Genomic DNA, 20,663 nt, shown 5'->3' with positions numbered 1-20,663 from the left:
TCATGTCTTACGGACTCAACGCGGTATTGAAACCAGCTTCCATTTCCAACGCTTCCATTTCCAACGATGCCGTTCTGGATCCGTCGGACCTCAAGCCTCCCGCCTGTGACGGGGCGCCGAGTACGCGCTGACCTCGCGAACACTCCCTCTCTGACATCGCTGATCTGACCGCGGCGTTCGCGCCGAACGGCCAAGCTATGTCCGCGGATGGAATCGCTCGAGGTCGCGCCATTGCAGCACCCCTGCTGGCAGGAACTCTGCATGGCGCTCACAACGCAACCATATCTCTCAAGAAAAGTTCTCAAATGATGACGACATCGGAACAGGATCGCTGGTCACGCGTGAAGAGCCGGCTGCGCTCGAACGTTGGGGAAGACGTCTATACGAGCTGGTTTGCGCGCATGGATCTCGAAGGCGTGCAGGAGGAGAGTGTGCGGCTCTCGGTTCCGACCCGCTTCCTGAAGAGCTGGATCCAGGCCCATTATGCCGAGCGCGTGCTGTCGTGCTGGCAGGCCGAGGCGCCGGAGGTGCATCGCATCGACCTCACCGTTCGCTCCGCGGTGCGCCCCGTGGTGCAGTCGAAGGAAGCGCCCGCGCCGGTCGAGACGCGTCGTGCGCCGGCGGCCGAGCTGCGTTCGACTGCGACCGCGCCGGTCTCCGCCAATCATGATGCGCTCGGCGGCTCGCCGCTCGATCCGCGCCTGACCTTTGCGAGCTTCGTCGTCGGCCGCTCCAACACGCTGGCGCATGCCGCCGCGCGTCAGGTCGCCGAGGGACGCCGCGGCGATCCCGTGATGTTCAATCCGCTCTACATCCATGCCGGCGTTGGGCTGGGCAAGACGCATCTGTTGCAGGCGGTGACCTGGGCCGGCAATTCCGGCAACGAGCGCAAGGTGCTCTATCTCACCGCGGAAAAATTCATGTACGGCTTCGTCGCCGCGCTGAAGACGCAGACGGCGCTCGCCTTCAAGGAAGCGCTGCGCGGCATCGACGTGCTCGTCATCGACGATCTCCAGTTCCTGCAGGGCAAGTCGACGCAGGCCGAGTTCTGTCACACGCTGAACGCGCTGATCGATGCCGGTCGTCAGGTCGTGATCGCGGCCGACCGTCCACCGTCCGATCTCGAAAGCCTGGATGACCGCGTCCGCTCGCGGCTGGCCGGCGGTCTCGTGGTCGAGATGGCCTCGCTCGGCGAGGAGTTGCGCCACGGCATTCTCAAGTCGCGCGTCGCAGCCGCCCGCGCCCATCATGCAACGTTCGAGGTGCCTGAGGAGGTGCTGACCTATCTGGCCCGGGCGATCACTCATAACGGCCGCGACCTCGAAGGCGCGATCAACCGCCTGCTGGCGCACTCGAAGCTCAATAACCGGCCGGTAACGCTGGAGATGGCCGAGCACGAGGTGCGCGACCTGATCCGGCCGCAGGAGCCGAAGCGGATCAAGATCGAGGACATTCAGCGCGTGGTGGCACGGCAGTATAATGTCAGCCGCTCCGACTTGCTGTCCTCGCGCCGGACCGCCAATGTGGTGCGGCCGCGCCAGGTGGCGATGTACCTCGCCAAGACGCTGACCCTGCGCTCGCTCCCCGAGATCGGCCGTCGCTTCGGTGGCCGCGACCACACCACGGTGCTGCACGCCGTGCGCAAGATCGAGGCCCTGGTGTCCAAGGACAATGCGCTGTCCGAGGAGGTCGAGTCGCTCAAGCGCCAGCTTCAGGAATAAACGCCTAAGACGCTCCTGCCATTCTCCCGCCGCCCCCGGCTACGCCCGGGCGGCGGTCGCGTTTCTGCGGGTAAATCGTGGGGAACTGCCCCCGATCCCTTGAATCCGGGGGCCATCCGCGCCACCTTGCGCGACCCTGACGGCTTTGGTCATATCGGCTGGATGATCCGGCTTTCCGGGGTCTTCGGTGCCGCGGCGCGCTTTCCTCCGCCCGGCTTTTTCCATCTTTGGGGATCGGGCGAGTAGTGCAATGAAGGTTACGGTCGAACGCGCGCAACTCCTGAAATCGCTGGGCCATGTCCACCGCGTGGTCGAGCGCCGCAACACGATCCCGATCCTGGGCAACGTGCTGGTCCGCGCCGAGAACGCGAAATTGTCGCTGAAGGCGACCGACCTCGACCTCGAGGTCACCGAGACGCTGCCGGCGGAAACCGCGACCGCCGGCTCCACCACCGTTCCGGCGCACATGTTCTACGACATCGTGCGCAAGCTGCCGGATGGCTCCCAGATCGTGCTGGAGGCCGACGGCGACCGCGCCGTGCTGGCGATCCGTGCCGGCCGCTCGCGCTTCACGCTGCAGACCCTGCCGGAGAACGATTTCCCGGATCTCGCCACCGGCGACCTGTCGCACTCGTTCAATCTCGCCGCCAAGGACGTCAAGCGGCTGATCGACCGCACCCAGTTCGCGATCTCGACCGAAGAGACGCGCTATTATCTCAACGGCATCTATCTGCACGCCGCCGGCACCGCGAAAGCCGCGACCTTGCGCGGCGTCGCCACCGACGGCCACCGCCTCGCCCAGCTCGACCTGGTCCAGCCCAAGGGCGCCGAGGGCATGCCCGGCGTGATCGTGCCGCGGAAAACCGTCGGCGAGGTGCAGCGCCTGATCGAGGACAACGAGGCCGAGGTCACGATCGAGCTGTCGCAGGCAAAAATCCGCTTCACCATCGGCAATGTGGTGCTGACCTCGAAGCTGATCGACGGCACCTTCCCCGATTACGGCCGCGTCATTCCGCAGGGCAATGACAAGGAGCTCGTGGTCGACAAGAAGGATTTTGAGAACGCGGTCGATCGCGTCTCGACCATCTCGAGCGAGCGCGGCCGCGCGGTGAAATTGTCGCTGTCGCCGGGCAAGCTGGTGCTGTCGGTCACCAATCCGGATTCCGGCAGCGCGACCGAGGAGCTCGAGGTCGAGTACGCCTCCGACGCGCTCGATATCGGCTTCAACTCCCGCTACCTGCTCGACATCGCCGCCCAGATCGAAGGCGACGTCGCGACGCTGAAGCTCGCCGATCCGGGCTCGCCGACCCTGGTGCAGGACAAGGACGACAAGAGCGCGCTGTACGTGCTGATGCCGATGCGGGTGTGAGACCTTCCAGCCTCGCCACATACTAACTACATCCGTCATGGCCGGGCTCGTCCCGGCCATCCACGTCTTGAGAGCCAAGAACGTGGGTACTGGCACTGACGAGCTAAAATGACCCCCTCCCGCATTCATCGCCTGACGCTGACGCATTTTCGGAATTATCGGGCGTCGGGGCTCGAGACGGCGGCTGACATGGTGGCGCTGGTCGGGCCGAACGGGGCGGGCAAGACCAATTGCATCGAGGCGATCTCGTTCCTGTCGCCCGGTCGGGGCTTGCGGCGCGCCACGCTGGAGGACGTCGCCGACAACCAGGGCGACGGCTCCTGGGCGGTGTCCGCGCAGGTCGAGGGCGCTTTAGGCTTGGCCACGCTCGGCACCGGCCTCGAGCCGCCGCGCGCGGACAGCCCGGTGAGCCGGCGCTGCCGCATCGACCGCGAGCCGGTCAATTCGGCGGCCGCCTTCGGCGACCATATCCGCATGGTGTGGCTGACGCCGGCGATGGATGGGCTGTTCATGGGCGCGGGCTCCGAGCGGCGGCGCTTTTTCGACCGCCTGGTGCTGGCGATCGACAGCGAGCATTCCAGCCGCATCAACGCGCTCGAACGTTCGCTGCGGTCGCGCAACCGCCTGCTCGAGACGCGCAATTACGACGACCATTGGTGTGACGCGATCGAACGCGAGACCGCCGAGCTCGCGGTCGCGGTCGCCGCCACGCGCGGCCAGACCGCGGCGCGGCTCACCGGCATGCTGAATGCGCGCGCGCTGGCATCCGCGTTTCCGTCGGCGCAGATCGCGCTCGACGGCTGGATGGAGAACGCGCTGCTGACCGAGACCGCGACCTCGGTCGAGGACCGCTACCGCCAGATCCTGCGCGACAACCGCCCGCGCGATGCGATCGCCGGCCGCACCACCGACGGTCCGCATCTGACCGATCTCCAGGTGATCTACGCGCCGAAAAGCATGCCGGCGCGCGACGCCTCGACCGGCGAGCAGAAGGCGCTCTTGATCGGTCTGGTGCTGGCGCATGCGACGCTGGTCGCCGAGATGACCGGCATCGTGCCGCTGCTCTTGCTCGACGAGGTCGTCGCCCATCTCGATCCGAACCGCCGCGCCGCGCTGTTCGACGAGCTGCGCAAGCTTGGCGCGCAGGTGTGGCTGACCGGCGCGGACCCGGCCGCGTTTGCCGAGATCGGCGCCGGCGGCGAAGTGTTTGACGTCGAGAGCGGACGCGTTTCCGCCCGGCGACAGACGCCGTCGTTGAACCCGACCATTTCCCGTCGCGACTAGCTCCCTGAGGCCGCACCGACGGTGTCGCAGCCGTTGCAATCGCGGCGATCTCACAGCGCCCGATGTCCTTGAGGAGAGACCATGCGGACGGTAAGGCTTGGAGTGAAAGCTCCGGCACGATGGCGAGCGTTTGTGTGCGGCCTCGCCTTCCTCGCAAGCTGCATGCTCGCGGCCACCGCCAGCGCCTGGATGCCGCATCTCGCGATGCTGTTCTCGCCTGCGCTGACACCGGATTCCGATGCCAAGCTGCCCGCGCCGACCCGTTACAGCTACCGGGGAATCCACACCACTGTCGTGCAGGGCGTTGAAACGCCGCTCCGCACCACGTTAGAGGCGACCGTGCCCGCTGAGCTCGGCAACGTGCTCGCCTTCTACCGCACCGAGCTCGGCAAGCTCGGCTGGCAGGAACAGCGCGATGGCGCGGTGGTCTCCGCCGATCACGTCCAGCTTGCCTTCGTCTCCCCGGTTGGGCCCGGCATGCTGGCGCTCGATCGCAGGGATAGCAGCACCACTATCAACCTCGTGCAGAAGAACGCATCTGTCGCGACCTACGCGAACGTCATGCCCGAGCCTGGTCAGGCGATGCTGGTGTTCTCCAATATCAGCGAGACGGACGCCACGCTCACGATCAACGACCGGACCCTCAAGCGCGCCGCCGGCACCCGCGCGGTGTCGCTGGATCTGCAGCCCGGCAAATATTCCTACGAACTGAGCGTGCCGGGCCATCCAGCCACCGCGCATGTCCTTGACGTCGCGGCCGGCGATACCTGGGAGCTCACGGTCGGGCGCGACGGCGAGGAATGGTCGCCGCTGCTGCTGTATTGAGCCTCCGCCTCAGTCGACAACCCCCAAGAGGAGAGAGCCCTCACCCGGCGCTGCGCCATAGCCGAGGCTTTGCCTCGGCGTCGCTTGAGAACGGCCGCCGAAGGCGGCCTGTGCCTCTCCTGCAAGCGGGGAGGTTAAAGCGAGCCCGTGGCCACACCAATTCCACAAAAGATCGAATGCTCGAACCGGGGCCTCGGAACACGCCTCGCAGACCCGCAAACCCCCGTCTTTGAGGCACTGAAAAGCCCCCCCGCATCGGGCTTTTCGCGAGCCTCCAAATCGGCCCTCAGACGCCTTGAAAACCGGCCCAAAAATCCTATCTGATCAAAGGGTTGCCGGAGGATACTTTGCGCTAGGCGCAATCTCTCTTTCATGGCACAAATAGCCTGCAAATCAGCGCCTTTTGCGCGGCTGATTCGGGCGACATCTCGAAGGCCTCTCATGACAGAACCTGCTCGGCAGACGCCTGCCGAAAACGAGCCCTCAAATCCAAGCGATTACGGGGCGGAATCGATCCGCGTGCTCAAGGGTCTCGATGCCGTCCGCAAGCGTCCGGGCATGTATATCGGTGACACCGATGACGGCTCGGGCCTGCACCACATGGTCTACGAGGTCGTCGACAACGCGATCGACGAAGCGCTGGCGGGCCACGCCTCGCGCGTCGACGTCGTGCTCAACGCCGACAATTCCGTCACCGTGCGCGACGACGGCCGCGGCATTCCCGTCGACATCCACAAGGGCGAAGGCATTTCCGCGGCCGAGGTCATCATGACCCAGCTGCACGCCGGCGGAAAGTTCGACCAGAACTCCTACAAGGTTTCCGGCGGTCTGCACGGCGTCGGCGTCTCCGTCGTCAACGCGCTGTCGAGCAAGCTCGGCTTGCGCATCTGGCGCGACAACAAGGAGCACTACATCGAGTTCGCGCATGGCGATGCGGTGGCACCGCTCGTGGTCGTCGGCGACGCGCCGGGCAAGCGGGGCACCGAGGTGACGTTCCAGGCCTCGACCGAGACCTTCAAGAACATCGAATATGATTTCGCCACGCTGGAGCACCGGCTGCGCGAGCTCGCCTTCCTCAATTCCGGCGTCAACATCGCCCTCTCCGACATGCGTCACGCGGTCGAGAAGCGCGAGGAGATGCACTATTCCGGCGGCGTCGAGGAATTCGTCAAATATCTCGACCGCAACAAGAAGGCGATCGTGCCGGCGCCGATCATGGTGCGCGCGGAGCTGAACGGCATCGGTGTCGAGGCAGCGCTTTGGTGGAACGACAGCTACCACGAGAACGTGCTGTGCTTCACCAACAACATCCCGCAACGCGACGGCGGCACCCATCTGGCCGGCTTCCGCGGCGCGCTGACGCGTCAGGTCAACGGCTATGCCGAGGCCAATGCGAAGAAGGAAAAGATTGCGCTGACCGGCGACGACTGCCGCGAAGGCCTCACCGCAGTGCTCTCGGTGAAGGTGCCCGATCCGAAATTCTCGTCGCAGACCAAGGACAAGCTGGTGTCCTCGGAAGTGCGCCCCGTGGTCGAGAACGTGCTCAACGAGGCGCTCCAGGCCTGGTTCGAGGAGCACCCCGGCGAAGCCAAGATGATCGTCGGCAAGGTGATCCAGGCGGCGGCGGCCCGCGAAGCTGCGCGAAAAGCGCGCGAGCTGACCCGCAAGAGCCCGCTCTCGGTGTCCTCGCTGCCCGGCAAGCTCGCCGACTGCCAGGAAAAGGATCCGGCGAAATCCGAGCTCTTCATCGTCGAGGGTGACTCGGCAGGCGGCAGCGCCAAGCAGGGCCGCAACCGTGAATTCCAGGCGGTGCTGCCGCTGCGCGGCAAGATCCTCAACGTGGAGCGCGTGCGCCCCGACAAGATGCTGCACAGCGAGCAGATCGGCACGCTGATCACCGCGCTCGGCACCGGCATCAGCGACGAATTCTCGATCGAGAAGCTGCGCTATCACAAGATCATCGTGATGACGGACGCCGACGTCGACGGCGCCCATATCCGCACCCTGCTGCTGACCTTCTTCTACCGGCAGATGCGCGACATCATCGACGGCGGCTATCTCTACATCGCCCAGCCGCCACTCTATAAGGTCAGCCGCGGCAAGTCCGAGCAGTACCTGAAGGACGAGCGGGCACTGGAAGACTATCTGATCGACACCGGGCTCGACGACTGCGTCTACATCCCCGGCAACGGCGGCGATCGCACCGGCCGCGATCTGCGCTCGCTGGTCGACGATGCCCGAATTGTCCGCGGCGTCCTGCGCAATTTGCACAGCCGCTACAATCGCAAGGTGATCGAGCAGGCTGCGATCACCGGCGTGCTCAACAAGACGATCTACGGCGATCCGGAAAAAGCTGCTGCCGCTGCGCAGTACATCGCAGGCCGGCTGGACAGCCAGGCCGAGGAAGTCGAGCGCGGCTGGGTCGGCCAATACGTCGAGGGACAGGGTTTCCAGTTTGAGCGCACGGTGCGCGGCGTCAAGGAAGCCGCCCTCATCGACGACGCCTTCTTGGGATCCGTCGAGGCGCGCAAGCTCGACGAGTACACGACCAAGCTGCAGGACGTTTATGCCCGCCCCGGCAAGCTCCGCCGCAAGGACGCCGAGCACATGGTCTACGGACCGGTGGATTTGTTCGAGGCTGTCACCGACGCCGGCCGCAAGGGCATCACGCTGCAGCGCTACAAAGGTCTCGGCGAGATGAACCCGGAGCAGCTCTGGGAAACCACGCTCGACACCGATGCGCGCTCGCTGTTGCAGGTGAAGGTCAAGGAGGTCGACGAGGCCGACGACATCTTCACCAAGCTGATGGGCGACGTGGTCGAACCGCGCCGCGACTTCATCCAGGAACATTCACTTAGCGCGACGATCGATATTTGAGGCGGGTTGGCCTCGATGACGCAGCGCGCTCGATGCAACCTCTCCCGCTTGCGGGAGAGGTCGGCGCAAAGCGCCGGGTGAGGGCTTTCTCCTCTAGGGGATATTCTCCGTAGATTTCGACAATCCCGCTGCGGAAACACCCCCACCCCAGCCCTCCCCCGCAAGCGGGAGAGGGGGCGCACTGCCTTCGTGGCAACTATCAAGCCCGAATTGCTACCGCGCTCAATTCCCTATAGTTTCCGCCTCCAAAGCAGCCCGCCCCACCGCAACAGGACGGAGAGATCCAAGTGGCGCCCATCCAATATATCGTCGAGGGCGGTCACCGGCTCTCGGGCTCGATCGAGCCGGCCGGCAACAAGAATTCGGCGCTGCCGATCATCGCGGCCGCCCTGCTCACCGAACACCCGGTGACGCTGGAGAACGTGCCGCGAATCCGCGACACCGAGACGCTGGTCGAGCTGGTCCGCTCGGTCGGCGCGGCCGCGGAATGGACCGCCCGCAACACGCTTCACATCCACGCCAAGAGCATTCGCGCCGCCGATCTCGATCCGGAGCTCTGCGTCCGCATCCGCGCCTCGATCCTGCTCGCAGGCCCCCTGCTCGCGCGCTGCGGCGAGGTGATGCTGCCGCCGCCCGGCGGCGACGTCATCGGCCGGCGCCGGCTCGACACCCATGTGCTCGCGCTGGAACAGCTTGGCGCCAAGGTCACCGCAACCGACCGGCTGGAATTCCGCTGCCCCAAGCTCACCGGCGCCGACGTGTTCCTGGACGAGCCGAGCGTCACCGCAACCGAGAACGCGCTGGTTGCCGCCGTCGCGGCTGACGGCGTCACGTATTTGCGCAACGCGGCCTCCGAGCCGCATGTGCAGGACCTCGCCAATTTCCTGGTCGCGCTCGGTGCCAAGATCGAGGGCATCGGCACCAACACCATGATCGTGCATGGCCCGGCGACGCTGGGGGAGGCGACCTACCGGATTCAGCCGGACCATATCGAGGTCGGCTCGCTGATCGGTCTTGCCGCCGTGACGCGCTCGCCGCTGCGCATCGTGCGTGCCGGCGTCGAGCATCTGCGCTCGATCCGCATGGGCTTCGAGCGGCTCGGCATCGTCTGCCGCGTCGAGGGCGACGACCTCATCGTGCCGTCGAACCAGACTTTGAAAATCCAGGATGATTTTGGCGGCCACGTGCCGAAGCTGGAGGACCAGCCCTGGCCGGCCTTCCCGGCCGATCTGATGTCGATCGCAATCGTCACCGCCACGCAGTGCGAGGGCGTGATCCTGATGTTCGAGAAGATGTTCGAGTCGCGGATGTTCTTCGTCGACAAGCTGATCGGGATGGGCGCACGCATCGTGCTGTGCGACCCGCATCGCGCCATCATCGCAGGTCCGAGCCGCTTGCGCGGCGCATCGATGATCTCGCCCGACATCCGCGCCGGCATGGCGATGCTGCTCGCGGCGGTCTGTGCGGAGGGCACGTCCACCATCAACAACGCCGACCAGATCGAGCGCGGCTATGAGCGCATCGACGAACGGCTGAACGCGTTGGGCGCGAAGATCCGGCGCGTGCCGGAACGGAAGGGGTGATCTTCGCCTCTCCATCCTGAAAATGGTCTCGTGCCCCGGACGCAGCGCAGCACGTCAGTGATGCGCTGCTGAGCCGGGGCCCATATTGCGACATCGTACCTGTGGCTTCTGGGTCCCGGCTCGCGCTTTCGCGCGTCCGGGACACGAGACAGAGCCATGTTTTCGTCGCCCTGCGATGCTACTGGATAGCCATGCTCGACACCGTCCAACCACAGCAGCAGCCGCAGGCCGGCGTGCAAAGCCATCTCGCGCAGGAGTTCGTCGAGACGCTGCGGCTGGCCGTGCCGATGATGCTGACGCAGCTCGGGCAGATCGCGATGATCACGAGCGATCTCGCGCTGATCGGGAGGCTCGGCGAGGATTCGGTTGCCGCTGCGGCACTTGCGCACACCGTCTATTTCGTCAGCTTCACCTTCGGACTTGGATTGGTGGCTGCGGTGTCGCCGCTGGCCGCGCAGGCGTTCGGCGCCGGCGACGTCAGGCGCATCCGCCTCTCCTTGCGCGTCGGCCTCTGGGTCGCGCTGCTGATCTCGCTGCCGATGATGGCTTCGCCGCTCTATGGCAAGCACATCCTGATTGCGCTCGGACAGGCGCCGCATTCGGCCGCGCTCGCGCAGCGCTACCTGAACGGGCTTGCCTGGGGCATCGCGCCGGCACTCGGCTTCATCGCGCTGCGCAGCATGATGAGCGCGGTGAACCGGCCGCAGGCGCCGCTGTGGATCACGCTCGCGGCGATCCCCGCGAATTTCGTGCTGGTCTACTGCCTGATCCATGGCCTGTTCGGCCTGCCGGAGCTCGGCCTGTTCGGCGCCGGACTGGCGACGACGCTGGTCAATCTCGGCACCTTCATCGCCGCGCTCGCTATCGCTGCGTGGCGCAAGCCGTTCGCCGATTATCATCCGCTGGCCCAGCTGTGGCGGATCGACTGGCCCTTGATGCGTCAGCTCATCGCGATCGGCGCCCCGATCTCATTTTCCCTGCTGCTGGAATACGGCCTGTTCTCTTCGGCGGCGCTCCTGATGGGACTGATCTCGACCAGCGCGCTGGCCGCGCACCAGATCGCGCTCCAGGTCACGGCCGTGCTGTTCATGGTCCCGCTTGGCATCGGCATGGCCGCGACGGTGCGGGTCGGCCACGCCTTTGGCCGTAACGAGCCGGCCGGCGTCCGACGTGCGGGCCTCGTCGCGGCGGTGCTCGGGATTACGTTCGTCGCGGCCCTGACTGTCGGCATCATCCTCGGCCGCTATGAGCTCGGACGACTGTTTCTCGGCAGCAGCGAGGCCAGTGCGCCGACCGTCGAGCTGACCGCAATACTTTTGCTGGTCGGCGCAACCTTCTTCATCGCGGACGCGCTGCAGACCATCATGGGCGGCGCGCTGCGCGGCATCAATGACACAAGGATGACACTGGTGTTCGCGGCGATCGGCTATTGGTGCGTCGGCTTCCCCATCGCCTGGGCGCTGGCTTTCCACGCCGGCCTCGGGGCGGTCGGCGTCTGGATCGGACTGTCGATCGGATCGTTCGTCTATGCCGGCCTGTTGATCTTGCGCTTTGCGATGCTGACGCGCAAACTGGCGGGATGACCGGACAAGTTCACGAAGTCACCCCCAATGTCGACGCCGGCACGGTGCTATCAGGCGCGCAATTCATCGACGCCTTTCGTGCGGAGGTCGGCGCGACGCAATTGAGCGCCCGCGAAGCCTGCACCCGAATGGTGCTGCACGGGCCGCGCTGGATCGATGCGCTGACGCGCTTGCGCAACATTCTGGTGACACCCTTCGGCTTGAAAAAATCGGGCGAAGGCGCCTACGCGCCCGGCGGTCTGATTGGCCTGTTTCCGGTGGTGAGCGAGACGCCGGAGCGACTGGTCGCCGGCTTCGACGACTATCATCTCGATTTCCGTATCGTGGTCGATGTCGCCGGCGAAGCGACGCTTCGCCACGTCACCGTAACCACTCTGGTGAAAAAGAACAATTTCCTCGGACGGACTTACCTCGCGCTCATCACGCCGTTCCACAAGCTGGTAGCCCGCAGCATGATGGGGAGCATCGTGGAGCCGGCGCGATGACGCTGTCCGTCGACCTGTTCTTTTCCTTCCGCAGCCCCTTCAGCTATCTGGCGCTGCCGAAGACGCTGAAGCTGGTCGCGGAGTATGATCTCGCGGTGAACCTGCGGCCGGTCTATCCGCTCGCGGTGCGCGTGCCAGGCTTCTTCAAGAAGGCCAGTCCAAATTTCATTCGCTATGTGGTGCTCGACAGCACGCGCGTGGCGCAGCATGAGGGCATTCCGTTCCGCTTTCCGCGACCGGATCCGATCGTGCAGGACAAGGTGACGTTCGATGTCGCGGCCGAACAGCCTTACATTCATCGCCTGACACGGCTCGGCGCCATGGCGCAGCTCGAAGGCCGCGCGCTCGCATTCACGGATGCGATCGCGCGCGTGCTCTGGGACGGCTCGGTCGGCGGCTGGAACGAGGGCGATCATCTCGCGCGCGCCGCCGAGAAGGCCAGCTTCGATCTCGCCGCGATGGACGCGGCGATCAGCGCCGATCCGGATCGCTATGAGCAGGTGATTGCCGAGAATGAAAAGGACCACGCCGCCTCCGGCCATTGGGGCGTGCCGACCTTCACCTTCGAGAACGAACCGTTCTTCGGCCAGGACCGCATCGATCTCCTGGTCTGGCGCCTGCAAGGCAAGGGCTTGACGAAGAGATAGCTCACTCCGCGACCTTCACCGGCCCGTCGGCCGCGGCCTCCGACCATTCGCCGACGACGCGGTCGAGATCGCAGAGATTCTGGTGCATCTGCTCCAGCGAGAAGCCGAGCGCGAAGAAGCGCTCAGCAGTATCGGCCGGCTGGCCGCGGATCAGGCCTTCCTGACGGACAGCGGCAACCGCCTCGGCGTAGTGCTGGAGCGCGACGTGCACCGGATGGATCGGCGGCGCGCCGGCGCCCGCGCGAATGGCTTCGGCCGCCGACTTCAGGAAACGCACGATTGCCGCGCTGACTTCCGCCAGCGGGCCGGCGAGCCTGACCTGCACCTCGACCGGCAGCGGCACCACGGTGGCGCGGCCGATCATCACGACGTCATGGCGCAGCCGCAGAATCGTGCGCAGCAGCGGTCCGGTGTCGGGGCCGCCTGACAGCCGCGCCGAACGCTCGCGCTCGGCCTCGGCACCGATCGCATTCATGCCCACCATGGCAGTGCCGATTCCGTCCTGGATCCGGTGCAGCGCATCGTTGTCGCGGCCGCGGGTGAGGCCCGCGAGCAGTTCCGTAAAGGCCTCCGCGATCAGCTCGAGCAGTTTTGCCGCGCTGGCGCGGATCTGCCGCACCGCGCGCGTCGGCAGCACCAGGAACGAGACCAGGAGCCCGGTGATGGCGCCGACCGAAACCTCGCTGACGCGGTCGATCGCGGACGCCATGGGATCGGCGTGATGCATGCTCGGAAGCACGAGCACGATCACGGCCGTCACCGTTGCAGAGCTCAGGTTCGGATAGATCGACGAGAGAAAGGCAAGCGGCGCGACGGCCAGTACCAGCAAACCCAGAAGACCCAATTCACTGGAATAGGGGATCAGGATTGCGATAGCGCCGCCATAGATCGCGCCGCCGATCGTGCCGAGCATGTAGTCGCGTGTCGCCTTCAGCGAGCGCCCGACACTCATCTGGGTCACGATGATGGAGGTGAGGACGGCCCAGAGCGGCAATAGCAGATGCAGAGCGGTGGCAAGTGCATAGGCCCCGGTGGCCGCGACCGTGACCCGGACCGCAAGCCCCAATTGCGTCTTTCGCGATCCGACCCAGTCGAACAGCTGTCCTGCGAGTGCCATCGTCAAACGTCCCGATCCTCGTAATCAGCCAAAAGCATAGCTGCTGCCCGCGGCCCCAAGCCCGCTTGAAAGGCAAAATCACCCCGCCTAACTTGCCGGCCAAAACGAGGAAACACGATGGCTCACGAAACCGCAACGCTCGCCGCCTATGTTGCCGACCTGAAATATCAGGATATTCCGGCGGAGGTGCTCGATCGCGCCAAGGTGCTGACGCTGGATTTCCTGGGCAGCGCCATCCGGGCACGGAGCGAGGCGGAATCGACCCCGTCGATCCTGAAGATGCTGGAAGCGCTCGCGCTCGACACCAAGGGCTGCTCCACCGTGTTCGGCGATGCCAAGACCTGGACACCGGCGGTGGCGGCCCTGCTCAACGGCGCGCTCGGCCATTCCCTCGATTTCGACGATACGCATGCGGATTCCTCGCTGCATCCGAGCGCGCCGGTGGTTCCGGCGGCGTTCGCCGTCGGCGAGATGGTCGGGGCCTCCGGGCGCGACGTGCTGACCGCGATCGTCGCGGGCTATGAGGTGTGCTGCCGGCTCGGCAACGCGCTCGACCCGACCTCGCATTATGCGCGCGGCTTCCATCCGACTGCGACCGCCGGCACCTATGGCGCAGCGGCGGCCGCTGGAAAACTGTACGGCCTCTCCGAGACGCAGATCATCGCCGCCTTCGGCGTTGCCGGCAGCCAGGCCGCGGGTTCGCTGCAATTCCTGATGAACGGCGCCTGGAACAAGCGCTACCAGGTCGGCGCTGCCGCAATGAACGGCGTGATCGCCGCGACGCTGGCGCGCAACGATTTCGTCGGCGCGACGGAATCGGTCGAAGGCAAGCACGGCCTGCTCGCCGGCTACACCGACGACGCGCATCCCGACAAGGCTGTCGCCGGGCTCGGGAGGACCTATGAGACCATGAAGATCGGCGTCAAACCGTATCCGAGCTGCCGCTACACCCATGCCGCGATCGACGCGCTGATCGCGATGCGGCGCGAGCACAATCTGACGCCCGACCAGGTCAAGCGCGTCGAGATCGGCCTGCACCGCAACGGCATCACGCTGACCGGCGATGCCGCGACCAAGCGGCATCCGACCTCGATCGTCGGCGGCCAGTTCTCGATGTTCTTCACCGGCGCGCTCGCGCTGGACCAGGGCTCGTTCGGCTGGGACGACTACAACCGCCTCGGCGACGCCGCGATCGACGCGCTCGCCGACAAGTTCGACGTGGTGCAGGACGACCGGCTAGAGGTCGGCCGCACCCATCCTTTTGGCGCGCGCGTCAGCATCACCACGGATGATGGCGTGCACGAGCGCCTCTACGCCGATCCGTCCGGAGAGCCGACATCGTTCCCTGATGCGCAGGCGATGCAGCAAAAATTCCTGACGCTGGCGCGGCCGGTGCTGAACGCACGCGCCGACAAATTCGCCGATGCGATCATGACGCTGGAGCGGTTCGATCGCGTGGCGAAAGCGACGGAGCTGGGAAGGCAGTAGTGATCTTCGCCTCTCCCCGCTTGCGGGGAGAGGCCGGAATCCAAGCGCAGCTTGGATTCCGGGTGAGGGGGACTCTCCGCAAATCCAACTCTCACCTCCCCTGCGGAGACTCCCCCTCACCCCAACCCTCTCCCCGCAAGCGGGGAGAGGGAGAAGAGGCGGTGCCCGTTGTCGCCACGACATCCCGCACCAGATCGAACACGCCGTCGGCTTCCGGCGGCCAGTTCGGCGAGCGGCCGAGGCGTACGATCACGAGGCGCTCCGAGGGGATCACGATCGTGTACTGCCCGATGGTGCCCTTGGCGAAGAAGGCGTCGCGCGGCCAGCCGTGCTCCACGCGAAACTTCGCGCCAAAACTGTCGCCCTGGTCGGTCCAGAAACCGGCACCGATCCCGACCCACGCGTTCGGCGTCGCTGTCGCAGAGTAATTCACCCAGCTCTCGGGCAGGATGCGCCTGCCCCCGGCGACGCCGTCGTTGAGGTAGAGCTGGCCGAAGCGCGCCCAGTCGCGCGCGGACGCGAGCATCTCGCTCGAGCCCTCGATCGTGCCGGCGCCGTCGAGCTGGAGCGTGACGTGATTCATGCCGAGTGGCGCGAACAACTCGCGGCGCGCAAAGCGCAGCGCATCTGCGGGTTTGCCGCCGGCGGCGTTGCGGATCAGATGCGCGAGAATGAGGAAGTTGCCATCGTGATAATTCCACGCCGCGCCCGGCGCGGTCGCGAGCGGCATACGCTCGGCAAAAGTCGCCATGTCATCCTCGGCGAATTTCATGGTGTTGACCGGCTCGAGCGTGGAGCCCAGCGAGGCCTGCAACGAGCTTCCGAGCGCAATCCCTGCGGTGTGACGCAGCAACTGATCGACGGTGATGGCATGGCGCGGATCATCCGGATTTTGCCAGGCAGCAACCGGCGCGGGCCCGTCGAGCTTCAACTTGCCCTGGCGCACGAGGATGCCCGTCAACGCTGACATCACCGACTTCGTCATGGAGAAGCCGAGCAGCGGCGTCTCGGGCCCGATGCCTTCGGCGTAGCGCTCGGCAATGATGCAGCCGGCCTTCATGACGACGATCGCGCGGGTGCGCCGGTAAGGCGGCTGCGCGGGCTCGGCGAAGGCGCGGTCGAGCGCGGCTGACAGGTCCTCGCTTTGCGGCGGCACGAGCCCCTCGCCGGCGATCTCAGGGAGCAACGCCGGCTGTTTGTCGTCCGGGGGCAGCGCGACGTCGGCGATCCCCTGGCCGTGCTCGAGCGTGCAGCCAAGCCCCGCGCGATAGACGGCGTGGCTGCGACCGATGCCGAACAGCGTCACCGTCACGTCCTTGCGCGCGCGATCAACCTGAACATCCATCGCCCAGGTCAACAGTCCCGCGCCCGGCATCGCATCGCTGGTCTCGGTGAGGTTGCGTTTGGGATCGAGCCCGGAGACGAACGTCTCCGAGCAGAGCGTGTCGGCGATGAAGCCGGTCGCAACCTTCGGCACATCGCGCGCCCGCGCTGCGCCGAGCGCGAGGCCGGCACAGGCGATCGTGGTGGTGAGGAGGATGATCTTGCGGCAGCGGGTCACGGGCTTTCTCCGGCTTCGGGCGTGTGCGGGAGACGAAGCAGGATGCGGCCGATGCACGCTCGCCGGATTTGAAAAACGGCCTCGCCGAAACTGATCGGGGCTGGTTGATTCTGGAATTATCGTGTGATTTCAACGGCCTAAAAATCTAGGCTGCGTCGGCCTTGAGCCGCCGATACTCCGTCGGCGTCACGCCTGTGACCGCCTTGAAGGCGCGGTTGAACGGGCCGAGCGACTGGAAGCCGGCGTCCATGGCGATGGTGATGACGGGAACCTCGGCCTGGGTGGGGTCCGCGAGCGCGGCCTTGGCCTCCTCGATGCGGTGGTTGTTCAGGAACACATTGAAATTGCGATAGCCGAGCCGCTGGTTGATCAGCCGGCGTAGCCGATATTCCGGAATCTTCAGCCGGCCCGCCAGGACGCCGATGGTGATGTTCTCCTGGCGGTAGATTCGCTCATCCGCCATCAGCCGCATCAGGGCATCGATGAGTTTCTGGTCCGCGGCGTCATCGGCCGCAGGCTGAATGAAAACGACCGCCGGTGCGGCCTCCGATGCAACCGGAAACAGATCGGCGCCATCGACACGCATCATGGCGTAAGCGATGGCTGCGACGATGCAGGCGAGCACGCCGGCATTGACCGTGTCGGCGAGATCGCCGACGTGATGGCCGGCGACAGCGATCTGAAGCGCCGCATTCAGCCCGCCATAGAGCGCCGCGGCGCAGACGATGAAGACGCGGACGCGGCGGCGGCGCTCGACCAGGTCGACCGGCCACGAGGCAATCGTCTGCCCGATCGCCAGCGCGATGAAGCCGAGCACGATCAGATTGACCATTGTGATCGAGAACCGCACGTTCCCACCCGGCGCGACCCAGACGCAGCCTGCGAAGCTGAAGGCCGCCACCAGCGCCCAGACCAATCCGTGCCACCAGCGCAAGTGAAACGCGTCGTCGAACAGCGCGCGCGTGAACAGCCAGAACACCACGATATTCCCGGTCGACAGCGCGATCAGCGGCGCATGCCATGCCGGGATCAGCGACGTGACGCCGACCGAGTAGCTCACCGCGTGCGCGGCCGAGCCCAGCGCGAAGGCCGCGCCGAGGCGGGCAGCCAGCACATTGCGAAAGTCAGACAGCAGCGACGCCGCCAGCACCAGCAGCAGCGCGACGCTGGCAGCGCGAAAGGCGAGCTCGAGATGGGTCAGCAACATCATTGGTTCGATTGTTCGGGCCGAGAATTTAGGTCAGATCGGACAGCGATTCAATTTCGCCGCCATGATGCGCACGACGTGATCCAGGCGTCGGCCGGCTTGCCGAACAGCTCGATCTCGCGATCCTTCCGGGCGCCGAGGCTTCGGGCCACGGCCTGCGACGGCGCATTCGTACTTTCGATACAATGCAGGATGTCGTCGACCTCAAAGCTGTCGAAGGCCCAGTCGATCGATGCGCGGGCCGCCTCCGCCGCATAGCCCTTGCCGCGAAATTCTTTTGCAATGCCCCAGCCGACCTCGAAACCGGGCCAGCCCGGCGGGCACCACGGCCCGACCCGCCCGACATAATGGCCGCTCGACTTCTCCTCGACCACGAACATGCCGAAGCCATGAAGCGCCCAATGCCCGGCCATCACCGCCGCGTTGCGCCAGCCGACGATCTCGGTGGTGACCGGCTTGCCGTCGGCTGCGATGAAACGCGCCGTGTCCGGGTCGCTCAGCATCGCGGAATTGGGCGCGATGTCGCTTGCGCGCCATGGACGCAGAATAAGACGTTCCGTCTCGATTTGGGGGCCGGATACCTGCAACAGCCGGGCACCAGGCTTGAGCGGCGGAATCATCTGTCTCCTCCCGTTCCCAACATTGTTCTGCTACGATCATACCAGCAAGAAACAGGAGTCCACCATGAGCTGGCAACCCTCCAACGATCCCGTGCTCGGCGATCCCATGTCGTGCGACGCGCTCGATCTCGTCATCGTGCCGCGCACCCGCGACCTCGGCGACGGATTCGTGGTGCGGCGCGCGTTGCCGCATGGCAAGCGGCAGATGGTCGGGCCGTTCATCTTCTTCGATCATTTCGGCCCGGTGCAGTTCGTCTCCGGCAAGGGGATGGATGTGCGGCCGCATCCGCATATCGGGCTTGCCACCGTCACCTATCTGTTCGACGGGTCCATCATGCATCGCGACAGCGAGGGCAACGTGCAGGAGATCGCGCCCGGCGCGATGAACTTGATGACGGCCGGGCGCGGCATCGCGCACTCCGAGCGCACGCCGGATGCGCAGCGCGCCTCGGGCCAGCAGATGCTCGGCCTGCAAAGCTGGATCGCACTGCCGGCCGGATCAGAAGAGATCGATCCCTCGTTCCAGCATTATGCGGCGGGCGAGCTGCCGATGATCTCCGAGCGCGATTTCACTGCGCGGGTGATCGCGGGCTCCGCCTTCGGCATCACCTCGCCCGTGAAGATGGTCTCGCCCTGGTTCTACACCGAGGTTACGGCGGTCGCGGGCGCGAGCGTGCCGCTCGACCCCGATCATGAGGAGCGCGCGATCTACGTGGTCGACGGCGAGGTCGAGATCGCGAACGAGCGCTATGAAGGGCCGCGCCTCCTGATCTTCCGCCCCGGCGACCGCATCACCGTGAAGGCGCTCAAGGCCACGCGGATGATGTTTCTCGGCGGCGATGCATTGGAAGGGCCGCGCCACATCTGGTGGAATTTCGTCTCCTCCAGCAAGGAGCGGATCGAGCAGGCCAAGCAAGACTGGAAAACCGGCCGCTTCGCCGCGGTTCCGCAGGAACATGAGTTCATTCCGCTGCCGGAATAGGCTAATCCTGTGTCCGGCCGTGCCATCAGGCGCGGTCGGATTTCTCGCCTGAAAGCCAGGTTTTCGAAAGCTTTGCGATGACCACCATGCTCTCCAGCGACCTGCCCCTGACCAAGATCGGGCGTGGCAAGGTGCGCGATATCTACGCCGTCGACGACGACCGCCTGCTGCTGCTCACCACCGACCGCATCAGCGCCTTCGACGTCGTGATGGGCGAGACCATCCCGATGAAGGGCGCGGTGCTGACCCAGATCAGTGCGTTCTGGTTCAACAAGCTCGAAGGCGTGGTGCCGCATCACATGATCAGCGCCGATACCGACGAGATCATCGCGGCCGTGCCGGCGCTTAAAGCCCATCGCGCCGAGATTCTCGGCCGCGCCATGCTGTCCCGCCGTACCACCGTGTTCCCGATCGAATGCGTGATCCGCGGCTATCTGTCAGGCTCGGCCTGGAAGGAATATGCCGGCTCCGGCACGTTGGCGGGCGAAAAGCTGAAGGCCGGCCTCGTCGAGAGCGAGAAGCTCGAGCCCTCGATCTTCAGCCCGGCGACCAAGGCCGAGACCGGTCATGACGAGAACATCACCATCACCAGGATGCGCGAAGTCGTCGGCGACGACACAGCCTATACACTCGAGAGCATGACCCGCGCGATCTACACGCTCGGCGAGGAGCTGGCGCGCGAGCAGGGCATCATCATCGCCGACACCAAGTTCGAGTTCGGCCGCGACAAGGACGGCCGCATCATCCTGATCGACGAGGTCATGACGCCCGATTCGTCGCGCTTCTGGGCCGTCGATGCCTACAAGCCCGGCCAGCCGCAAGCAAGCTTCGACAAGCAGCCGCTACGCGACTATCTCGACGTCGAGCGCCGCGCCGGCCGCTGGAACGGCGACGCCCCGCCACCGCCGCTGCCCGCGAGCGTCGTGGATGCGACCAGCAAACGGTATCTGGAGGCGTATCGGCGCGTGACGGGGGCAGAGCTGAAGATTTAGCCTCCGCTGTTTCGTCTCGCTCCGTCATTGCGAGCGAAGCGAAGCAATCCAGAGTCCCTCCGCGGAGACAGCAATGACGTGGAGAGCTGGTGCCACCAAGCACTCTGCCGTCGTCCCGGCGAACGCCGGGACCCATACCGCGGAATCTATCGATCGCGGATGGCCGTAGTACCGAACTCCAAGTCTTCGCCAAACCGCTCCCTGTGGTTATGGGTCCCGGCGTTCGCCGGGACGACACTGAGTGTGAGGGTACCATTTCGGTTCTTCCGTCCACCATATGATTGGCCGTTCACACGCGGAACGCCGCCAGAACTGTCGGATA

General features: G+C 65.6%; 16 protein-coding genes. 12 read left to right on the top strand and 4 right to left on the bottom strand.

Going from position 1 to position 20,663, the window contains the following annotated elements; all coding sequences use genetic code 11:
* The first annotated feature begins 308 nt into the window (after positions 1–308).
* The 9 genes from dnaA to V1280_RS31150 all read left to right on the top strand — a co-directional run bounded on the left by dnaA (position 309) and on the right by V1280_RS31150 (position 12,374).
* Complete coding sequence (gene dnaA / locus V1280_RS31190; protein WP_334538463.1) at positions 309–1,721, top strand: chromosomal replication initiator protein DnaA; 1,413 nt, start codon at positions 309–311, stop codon at positions 1,719–1,721.
* Between the two features lie 250 nt (positions 1,722–1,971).
* Entirely contained in the window at positions 1,972–3,090 is a 1,119-nt protein-coding gene (gene dnaN, locus V1280_RS31185; protein ID WP_148777584.1) for a DNA polymerase III subunit beta, read from the top strand.
* 108 nt (positions 3,091–3,198) lie between these two features.
* Positions 3,199–4,374: a DNA replication/repair protein RecF gene (recF, locus tag V1280_RS31180; RefSeq protein ID WP_334533416.1), complete on the top strand. Its 1,176-nt coding sequence runs from the start codon at positions 3,199–3,201 to the stop codon at positions 4,372–4,374.
* Positions 4,375–4,455: 81 nt separating this feature from the next.
* Positions 4,456–5,199: a hypothetical protein gene (locus tag V1280_RS31175; RefSeq protein WP_334533413.1), complete on the top strand. Its 744-nt coding sequence runs from the start codon at positions 4,456–4,458 to the stop codon at positions 5,197–5,199.
* A gap of 441 nt (positions 5,200–5,640) precedes the next feature.
* On the top strand, positions 5,641–8,076 hold the full coding sequence (gene gyrB, locus V1280_RS31170) for a DNA topoisomerase (ATP-hydrolyzing) subunit B (protein ID WP_334533410.1): 2,436 nt from the start codon (positions 5,641–5,643) through the stop codon (positions 8,074–8,076).
* Between the two features lie 287 nt (positions 8,077–8,363).
* Positions 8,364–9,659, top strand: coding sequence for a UDP-N-acetylglucosamine 1-carboxyvinyltransferase (gene murA, locus V1280_RS31165; protein ID WP_334533407.1), 1,296 nt, complete (start codon positions 8,364–8,366; stop codon positions 9,657–9,659).
* Between the two features lie 191 nt (positions 9,660–9,850).
* Positions 9,851–11,242 (top strand): MATE family efflux transporter, encoded by a 1,392-nt coding sequence (locus V1280_RS31160; protein ID WP_334533405.1) that lies wholly within the window; start codon positions 9,851–9,853, stop codon positions 11,240–11,242.
* Complete coding sequence (locus tag V1280_RS31155; protein WP_334533402.1) at positions 11,239–11,727, top strand: DUF2867 domain-containing protein; 489 nt, start codon at positions 11,239–11,241, stop codon at positions 11,725–11,727. Before V1280_RS31160 ends, V1280_RS31155 begins: the two co-directional genes overlap by 4 nt.
* Positions 11,724–12,374 carry a 2-hydroxychromene-2-carboxylate isomerase gene (locus tag V1280_RS31150; RefSeq protein ID WP_334533399.1) on the top strand — a complete coding sequence of 217 codons (651 nt, stop codon included), beginning with the start codon at positions 11,724–11,726 and terminating at the stop codon, positions 12,372–12,374. The genes V1280_RS31155 and V1280_RS31150 overlap by 4 nt, the downstream gene beginning before the upstream one ends.
* A 1-nt stretch (position 12,375) precedes the next feature.
* On the opposite strand, the gene V1280_RS31145 is transcribed toward V1280_RS31150, so the two are convergent.
* Positions 12,376–13,491, bottom strand: coding sequence for an FUSC family protein (locus tag V1280_RS31145; protein ID WP_334533396.1), 1,116 nt, complete (start codon positions 13,489–13,491; stop codon positions 12,376–12,378).
* A 117-nt stretch (positions 13,492–13,608) separates the two neighbouring features.
* Here V1280_RS31145 and V1280_RS31140 point away from each other — a divergent pair, with 117 nt between their 5' ends.
* Complete coding sequence (locus V1280_RS31140; RefSeq protein WP_334533393.1) at positions 13,609–14,979, top strand: MmgE/PrpD family protein; 1,371 nt, start codon at positions 13,609–13,611, stop codon at positions 14,977–14,979.
* A gap of 91 nt (positions 14,980–15,070) precedes the next feature.
* On the opposite strand, the gene V1280_RS31135 is transcribed toward V1280_RS31140, so the two are convergent.
* From V1280_RS31135 to V1280_RS31125, 3 genes are all read right to left on the bottom strand, one after another.
* A complete protein-coding gene (locus tag V1280_RS31135) occupies positions 15,071–16,540 on the bottom strand; it encodes a serine hydrolase domain-containing protein (protein ID WP_334533390.1) in 1,470 nt (489 codons plus the stop codon).
* Between the two features lie 145 nt (positions 16,541–16,685).
* Complete coding sequence (locus V1280_RS31130) at positions 16,686–17,747, bottom strand: AraC family transcriptional regulator (protein WP_334538462.1); 1,062 nt, start codon at positions 17,745–17,747, stop codon at positions 16,686–16,688.
* A 50-nt stretch (positions 17,748–17,797) separates the two neighbouring features.
* Positions 17,798–18,367, bottom strand: coding sequence for a GNAT family N-acetyltransferase (locus tag V1280_RS31125; protein WP_334533387.1), 570 nt, complete (start codon positions 18,365–18,367; stop codon positions 17,798–17,800).
* Positions 18,368–18,431: 64 nt separating this feature from the next.
* Between V1280_RS31125 and V1280_RS31120 the strand changes: the two genes are divergently transcribed.
* Together V1280_RS31120 and V1280_RS31115 are read left to right on the top strand one after the other, a co-directional pair.
* On the top strand, positions 18,432–19,349 hold the full coding sequence (locus V1280_RS31120; protein WP_334533384.1) for a pirin family protein: 918 nt from the start codon (positions 18,432–18,434) through the stop codon (positions 19,347–19,349).
* Positions 19,350–19,426: 77 nt separating this feature from the next.
* Entirely contained in the window at positions 19,427–20,341 is a 915-nt protein-coding gene (locus V1280_RS31115) for a phosphoribosylaminoimidazolesuccinocarboxamide synthase (protein WP_334533381.1), read from the top strand.
* Positions 20,342–20,663 lie beyond the last annotated feature (322 nt).

Origin of the sequence: Bradyrhizobium sp. AZCC 2230 (assembly GCF_036924495.1) — a bacterium.
Taxonomy (GTDB): domain Bacteria; phylum Pseudomonadota; class Alphaproteobacteria; order Rhizobiales; family Xanthobacteraceae; genus Bradyrhizobium; species Bradyrhizobium rifense.
Note: the sequence above shows the minus strand (reverse complement) of the source record. Positions and strands in the feature narration are given on the sequence as shown.